This window comes from Mesorhizobium sp. M7A.F.Ca.AU.001.01.1.1 (assembly GCF_004022735.1).
GTDB lineage: Bacteria > Pseudomonadota > Alphaproteobacteria > Rhizobiales > Rhizobiaceae > Mesorhizobium > Mesorhizobium ciceri.
The window spans coordinates 1-5604 of sequence record NZ_RZPF01000438.1; the positions used below are offsets into that span (position 1 = coordinate 1).

Here is a 5604-nt window from a genome sequence, read left to right on the forward strand (position 1 = left end):
GTGCTGATCGGGCTGACCAACATGCCGCCAATGGCCAATGGCGGCATGCAGCGCGGCGTCTATGGCCGCGCCGAAAGTCCGTACAATGGCGATTATCTCACCGCCGCCTTCGCATCGGGTTCGTCCAATGGCTCCGGCACGGCGACAGCGGCCAGCTTCTGCGCCTTCGGGCTTGGCGAGGAAACCTGGTCGTCCGGCCGCGCGCCGGCCACCAACAATGCGCTGGTCGCCTACACGCCGTCGCGCGGCGTCATTTCTGTGCGCGGCAACTGGCCCCTGGTGCCGACCATGGATGTCGTCGTGCCGCATACGCGCAGCGTGGCCGACATGCTCGAACTGCTCGATGTGATCGTCGCCGACGATCCCGAGGCGCGAGGCGATTTCTGGCGCGCGCAGCCTTGGGTCAAGCTGCCGAAAAGCTCCGATGTGCGGCCGCCCCGTTATACCGATCTCGCACTGGCGGGGTCGTTGAAAGGCAAGCGCCTGGGCGTGCCCAGAATGTATATCGGCCGCGACAGCGAGGCCGATGCGCCGATCGAAACCCGCGCCTCGGTGCTTGCCCTGTGGGAGCAGGCAGCGGCCGATCTCAAGCGGCTTGGCGCCGAGGTGATCGAGGTCGATTTCCCCGTCGTCTCCAACTACGAGCGCGACCGCCCCGGGGCGCGCACCATGGTCGAGCGCGGGCTGGTGCCGCAGGACTTCGCCGAGCGCGAACTCTGGGATCTCAGCATCTGGGGCTGGGACGACTTTTTGCGCGCCAATGCCGACCCGGCCGTGCCCGATCTCGTCTCCGTCGACGGCCCAAAGATCTTCCCGCAGCCGCCCGGCACGCTGCCCGACCGCTATGAGGGCGGCTTCGATCTGAGAGAATATGTGGAACGGGCGCGGTCCGGCGTCACGCCGTTCGCAGACATTCCAACGCTGGAAGACGGACTGAAGGGCCTCGAAGCAACAAGGCGGATCGATTTCGAGGTCTGGCTGGACGGCCAAGACATCGACGCCGTGGTGCTGCCCGCCGCCGCCGATGTCGGACCGGCCGATGCAGACATCGACGAGGCGTCCGCCGTCCTTGCCTGGCGCAATGGCACCTGGGTCGCCAACGGCAATCTGGTCTGGCGCCATTTTGGCATCCCGACCGTCACCGTGCCGATGGGAACCATGGCCGATATCGGCATGCCGGTCGGCCTGACCTTCGCCGGCAAGGCCTATGACGACGAAAGGCTGCTGCGCATGGCCGGCGACTACGAACAGTCGACCCGGCGCCGCACCCTGCCCCCACGCACGCCGGAACTGACTGAAGATGTATTTTCCCGCCGGCCCACGCAAACCGGTAGCGGCAAGGCACCTCCGCTCGTCATTGCGCTTGCCGCCGAGACGCGCACGACCGGCGATCAGGACGAGATCACCATCACCCTCGACCTGCCGATCGACGCCGAGGCGGAACACGCCAGCGTCAAGGTGCATGTCAACGGCGAGCCTGTCGCCATCCAGCGAAGCGGAGCGCGCTGCTGTGGACAGGCATTGGTTCCGGCCGCAGAGCACCAGCGGTTCCACAGCGTCTGGCGTGGCTCGTATGGCTCGATCGTGACGGCTATTGTGCGGCTGGAGGATGGGCGCAGCGCCGGCGCCTATCTGTTTACGGGCGGGATTGGATGAACGCCAGCAGCTAGGAAGGCAGCGAAGTCAGCCATTCTTCCCAAAATTCCTGCTGCATATGGACGAAAACCGGAACCACGTCGACGCCATCATCAAATATGTCGACCAGATCGCTCTCTTGCGGAAATTGCCCCGTCTTCACCTTGCAGGCTATCAATCCGCGACTTTTCTCCATCACGGTATTTTCCGGATAAACATTGGCGCTTGCTCCGTAACAGAAGGGTAGCAGGCCATCGACTTCGAGTGCCTGACGGATTTGGAACAGAGCCTCGAAAAAGTCTTCCTCTTCTGCCTCGATCACCTTGTCCCGATAACTGCATTTCAGATTGCAGGCAGCGCCGTTCACGTGCAGCGTGAACACGGCTTGCTCGTCGTCACCAACGGAACCTGCTCCGATCAGAAAAACAGTACGCTGATGGTCCATCTCATCCCCCTCGCCATGTGACGGGATGGTAGTACGACAACGGCCGCTTTCCAGCATGGCAGGGATTGGGACGCGGCCGCACTCCCTGCCGTCGTCATCCGCTGGCCGGGCGTCCCGCCGCAAAGGCAAGGTCCCGCCGAATGACATCCCGCTTGTCTTGCGACAGACCGGCAAGCAGCTTTTCATCGAGGCAGCCTGCTCGGATGAGATGAGTGAAGACATAAAGGAGCTGCGAATAGCGGTAGTCGAACGTCCGATCGATATCCCGCCGCTGTTCACGCAAATAGGCTTCCAGCTCCCACATCTGGGAGGGAACCGTCACCGCACTGGCCTTGCTCTTGAATTCGGCCATCGTCTTTGCGAGGGCCGCCTCAAGAGCCTTATCGAAGGCGTGGCGGGCGAGCTTCTTTTCGGAAGCGGACCAACTGGAATCGTTCATTGGATATCTCCGTAGATTTCCTGTGAATTCCATCAGATTTTCACGAACTTCGCCTGCTTCTACCCCCGCGCCGCCCAAAGCAAACCCCGCTCCACTATCAGCGCCATTTCCGGCACCGCGAACTCATCCGCCGTGTGACCAAGGGAACTGTAGAAAACCTTCCCCGCCCCATAGCGCCGTTTCCAGACGACCGGCATGACGACGCCGCCTATCCCCGGAAAATGCGCGTCGGTGAAGGTGGTGGTCGCCAGCACCTCATTGCTTGGGTCGACATGCATGTAATATTGCTCCGACCGGTAGGCGAAATCGCTGATGCCTTTTGTGATCGGATCGTCCGGCCGGGTGATCGCGACAGTGTAGTCGATGATGTTGCCGGGATGCGCCACCCATTGGCCGCCGGTCATGAACTGATAGTCAGGCTCATTGCGGAAACTGTCGCCCATCGTGCCGTGGAAACCGCCGAGCCCGCTTCCCCCGCGAACCGCAAGCGTCAGGTTCTGCAACTCGGCCTTTTCGATCGTCGACATCGTGATGACAGGCACGATGAGATCGAAGGAAGCAAGCTCCGGACCGGCGAACATCGCCGTGCCCTCACCCAGCGTGACGTCGAAGCCGTTTCGCTCAAGCAAGGTGCGAACGAGCTTCGCGCTCTGCTCCGGCGTATGGCCCTCCCAGCCGCCCCAGGCGATCAAGGCCTTCTTTGGCATTGTGTACCTCCCTGGAAAACTCGGCCCTGATCGATCCGGCGTCAGCGCCAGCCCAGCGCTGGAGCGACATGGGTCAGGATCGCCTCGATGACATGCGCGTTGTAGTCGACGCCGAGCTGGTTTGGAACGGTGAGCAACAGCGTATCCGCCTCGGCGATCGCCTCGTCCTGCGCCAATTCCTTGATCAGCACATCCGGCTCGGCCGCGTAGCTGCGCCCGAAAATCGCCTTGGTGTTCTCCTCGATGAAGCCGATCTGGTCGCGGCTCTCATTGCCGCGGCCGAAATAGGCGCGGTCGCGATCGTCGACCAGCGCGAAGATGCTGCGGCTGACCGAGACGCGCGGCTCGCGCTTGTGGCCGGCTGCCTTCCAGGCCTCGCGATAGATGCGGATCTGCTCGGCCTGCTGGATGTGGAACGGCTTGCCACTCTCGTCGAATTTGAGCGTCGAGCTCTGCAGGTTCATGCCGAGCTTGGCTGCCCATTCCGACGTGGCGTTGGTAGCCGCACCCCACCAGATCCGCTCGCGCAAACCCTCCGAATGCGGCTCGAGGCGCAAGAGGCCGGGCGGGTTGGGGAACATTGGCCGTGGATTGGGCTGGGCGAACCCCTCGCCGCGCAGCGTCTCGAGGAAGACCTCGGCGTGGTGCCTTGCCATGTCGGCGTCGCTCTGCCCTTCCGGCGGCGCGTAGCCAAAATGGCGCCAGCCATCGATCACCTGCTCGGGCGAGCCACGGCTGATGCCGAGCTGCAGGCGCCCGCCGGCGATGATGTCGGCGGCACCGGCATCCTCGGCCATGTAGAGCGGGTTCTCGTAGCGCATGTCGATGACCGCGGTGCCGATCTCGATGCGGCTGGTCCTGGCGCCGACCGCCGCCAGCAGCGGGAACGGCGACGCGAGCTGGCGGGCGAAGTGATGCACGCGAAAATACGCGCCGTCCGCGCCCAGCTGCTCGGCGGCGACAGCCAGCTCTATGGATTGCAAAAGCGCGTCCGAAGCCGAGCGCACTTGCGATTGCGACGAGGGCGTCCAGTGCCCGAACGACAGGAACCCGATTTTCTTCATAATCATGCGATATAAGGATGCGCGTCAGGCTTCAATGCAAAAGAGATTTTTTGGCGCCCGGATCAAGGCTCATGCATCGCTATTCTCGAAGGCGCCAATGCCTTGTGCGATCAGGTTGGTCGCCATCACCAGCGAGACGATTGCCCCGGAATTGAAGACGACGACCCACCATTTTCCGCCGGTCAGGAAGCCATAGCCGTCGGCGACGGCCAGTCCCCAGTCGGCCGATGGCGGCTGAATGCCGAGGCCGAGAAAGCTCAGCGTCGCGATCGAGAAGAACGCGTAGCCCAGCCTTGTGACGAGTTCGATGAGGATCGTTTCCCTGATGTTGGGCAGGATCTCCAGGAACATGATGGCGAGCGGGCCTTCACCGCCAAGCCGCGCGGCGCTGACATAGTCGCGCTGCTTCTGCTCACGCACGGCGGCGCGAACGGTGCGCGCCACCAGCGGCGCGTAGGCGATGCCGATCACCAGGATGACGGTCAGGTTCGACGGGCCGATCGCCACCAGCGTCATGGTGACGAGAACGATGAACGGAAACGCCATCAGCGTATCGAGCAGCCGCGCGCCGATGGCATCAGTGAGGCCCTCGAAATAGCCGAGCACCAGGCCGATGATGCTGCCGGCGGCAACCCCGGCCAGCGTCGCCAGCGGCGCAACCAGCAGGATGTCGCGCGAACCGACGATGATGCGGGACAGCACATCGCGGCCGAGCTGATCGGTCCCGAACCAGTGCAGCGCATCGGGCGGCGTCAGCGTCGCCAGGAAATCCTCGGCATAGGGATCGTAGGGAACGAAGAGGTTGCCTGCTATGGCGCAAGCGACCCAGAACAAAAGCAGCAGCAATCCGACCACGACCGACGGCGGCAATCCGGCGAAAGCACTGCGAATCCGGCGCACTGCCGAAAAGCCCGCCACGGCGCGCTGCAGTGCGGGAAACTCGGCCAGATCCGTCATGGCGAGGTCCGGCGGCGTTGCCGCGGATCGAGCAGCGCCAGCAAGAGGTCGCCGGCCGCCGCCGACAGCACGAAGATGGCCGCCATCACCAATACGCCTGCCTCCAGCATCGGGAAATCACGGGCCTTGGCCGCGTTCAGGACCAGATTGCCAAGTCCCTGGATGCCGAACAACGCCTCGATCACCACCAGCCCACCCAGCATGTATCCGGTCTGCGTCGCCAGCACCGCGACGGTCGGCGTCAGCGCATTGCGCAGCACGTGCCGAAAGATGATCTCGCGCCGCTCGAGCCCTTTCAGGACGGCGGTGCGCGTGTAATCGGCGGCGATCGCCTCGATCACGCCTGCTCGCGTCATC

At 63.6% G+C, this 5604-nt stretch carries 7 protein-coding genes; 1 reads left to right on the forward strand and 6 read right to left on the reverse strand.

All coding sequences use genetic code 11. From position 1 onward, the window contains the following. Nucleotides 1-1656 (forward strand): amidase (locus EN884_RS23525; protein WP_128360761.1); only part of this gene is annotated, 1656 nt, incomplete at its 5' end. Between the two features lie 10 nt (nt 1657-1666). On the opposite strand, the gene EN884_RS23530 is transcribed toward EN884_RS23525, so the two are convergent. The 6 genes from EN884_RS23530 to EN884_RS23555 all read right to left on the reverse strand — a co-directional run. After that, complete coding sequence (locus tag EN884_RS23530; protein WP_063168681.1) at nt 1667-2080, reverse strand: hypothetical protein; 414 nt, start codon at nt 2078-2080, stop codon at nt 1667-1669. A 94-nt stretch (nt 2081-2174) separates the two neighbouring features. Continuing rightward, the gene (locus EN884_RS23535) at nt 2175-2519 is read right to left on the reverse strand and encodes a hypothetical protein (protein WP_013530500.1); all 345 of its coding nucleotides are present in this window, start codon (nt 2517-2519) and stop codon (nt 2175-2177) included. Between the two features lie 59 nt (nt 2520-2578). Next, a complete protein-coding gene (locus EN884_RS23540; protein WP_063168682.1) occupies nt 2579-3226 on the reverse strand; it encodes a ThuA domain-containing protein in 648 nt (215 codons plus the stop codon). Nucleotides 3227-3267: 41 nt separating this feature from the next. Next, nucleotides 3268-4290 (reverse strand): LLM class flavin-dependent oxidoreductase, encoded by a 1023-nt coding sequence (locus EN884_RS23545; protein ID WP_063168683.1) that lies wholly within the window; start codon nt 4288-4290, stop codon nt 3268-3270. A 69-nt stretch (nt 4291-4359) separates the two neighbouring features. Then, nucleotides 4360-5247 (reverse strand): ABC transporter permease, encoded by an 888-nt coding sequence (locus EN884_RS23550; protein WP_013530497.1) that lies wholly within the window; start codon nt 5245-5247, stop codon nt 4360-4362. Beyond that, a partial coding sequence (locus tag EN884_RS23555; RefSeq protein WP_164895120.1) for an ABC transporter permease occupies nt 5244-5604 on the reverse strand: 361 nt, incomplete at its 5' end. The genes EN884_RS23550 and EN884_RS23555, both read right to left, overlap by 4 nt.

Coding starts and splice junctions, on each gene's coding strand:
- EN884_RS23530 (WP_063168681.1), bottom strand. CDS start 2,080: ATGGACCATCAGCGTACTGTTTTTCTGATCGGAGCAGGTTCCGTTGGT.
- EN884_RS23550 (WP_013530497.1), bottom strand. CDS start 5,247: ATGACGGATCTGGCCGAGTTTCCCGCACTGCAGCGCGCCGTGGCGGGC.
- EN884_RS23540 (WP_063168682.1), bottom strand. CDS start 3,226: ATGCCAAAGAAGGCCTTGATCGCCTGGGGCGGCTGGGAGGGCCATACG.
- EN884_RS23535 (WP_013530500.1), bottom strand. CDS start 2,519: ATGAACGATTCCAGTTGGTCCGCTTCCGAAAAGAAGCTCGCCCGCCAC.
- EN884_RS23545 (WP_063168683.1), bottom strand. CDS start 4,290: ATGAAGAAAATCGGGTTCCTGTCGTTCGGGCACTGGACGCCCTCGTCG.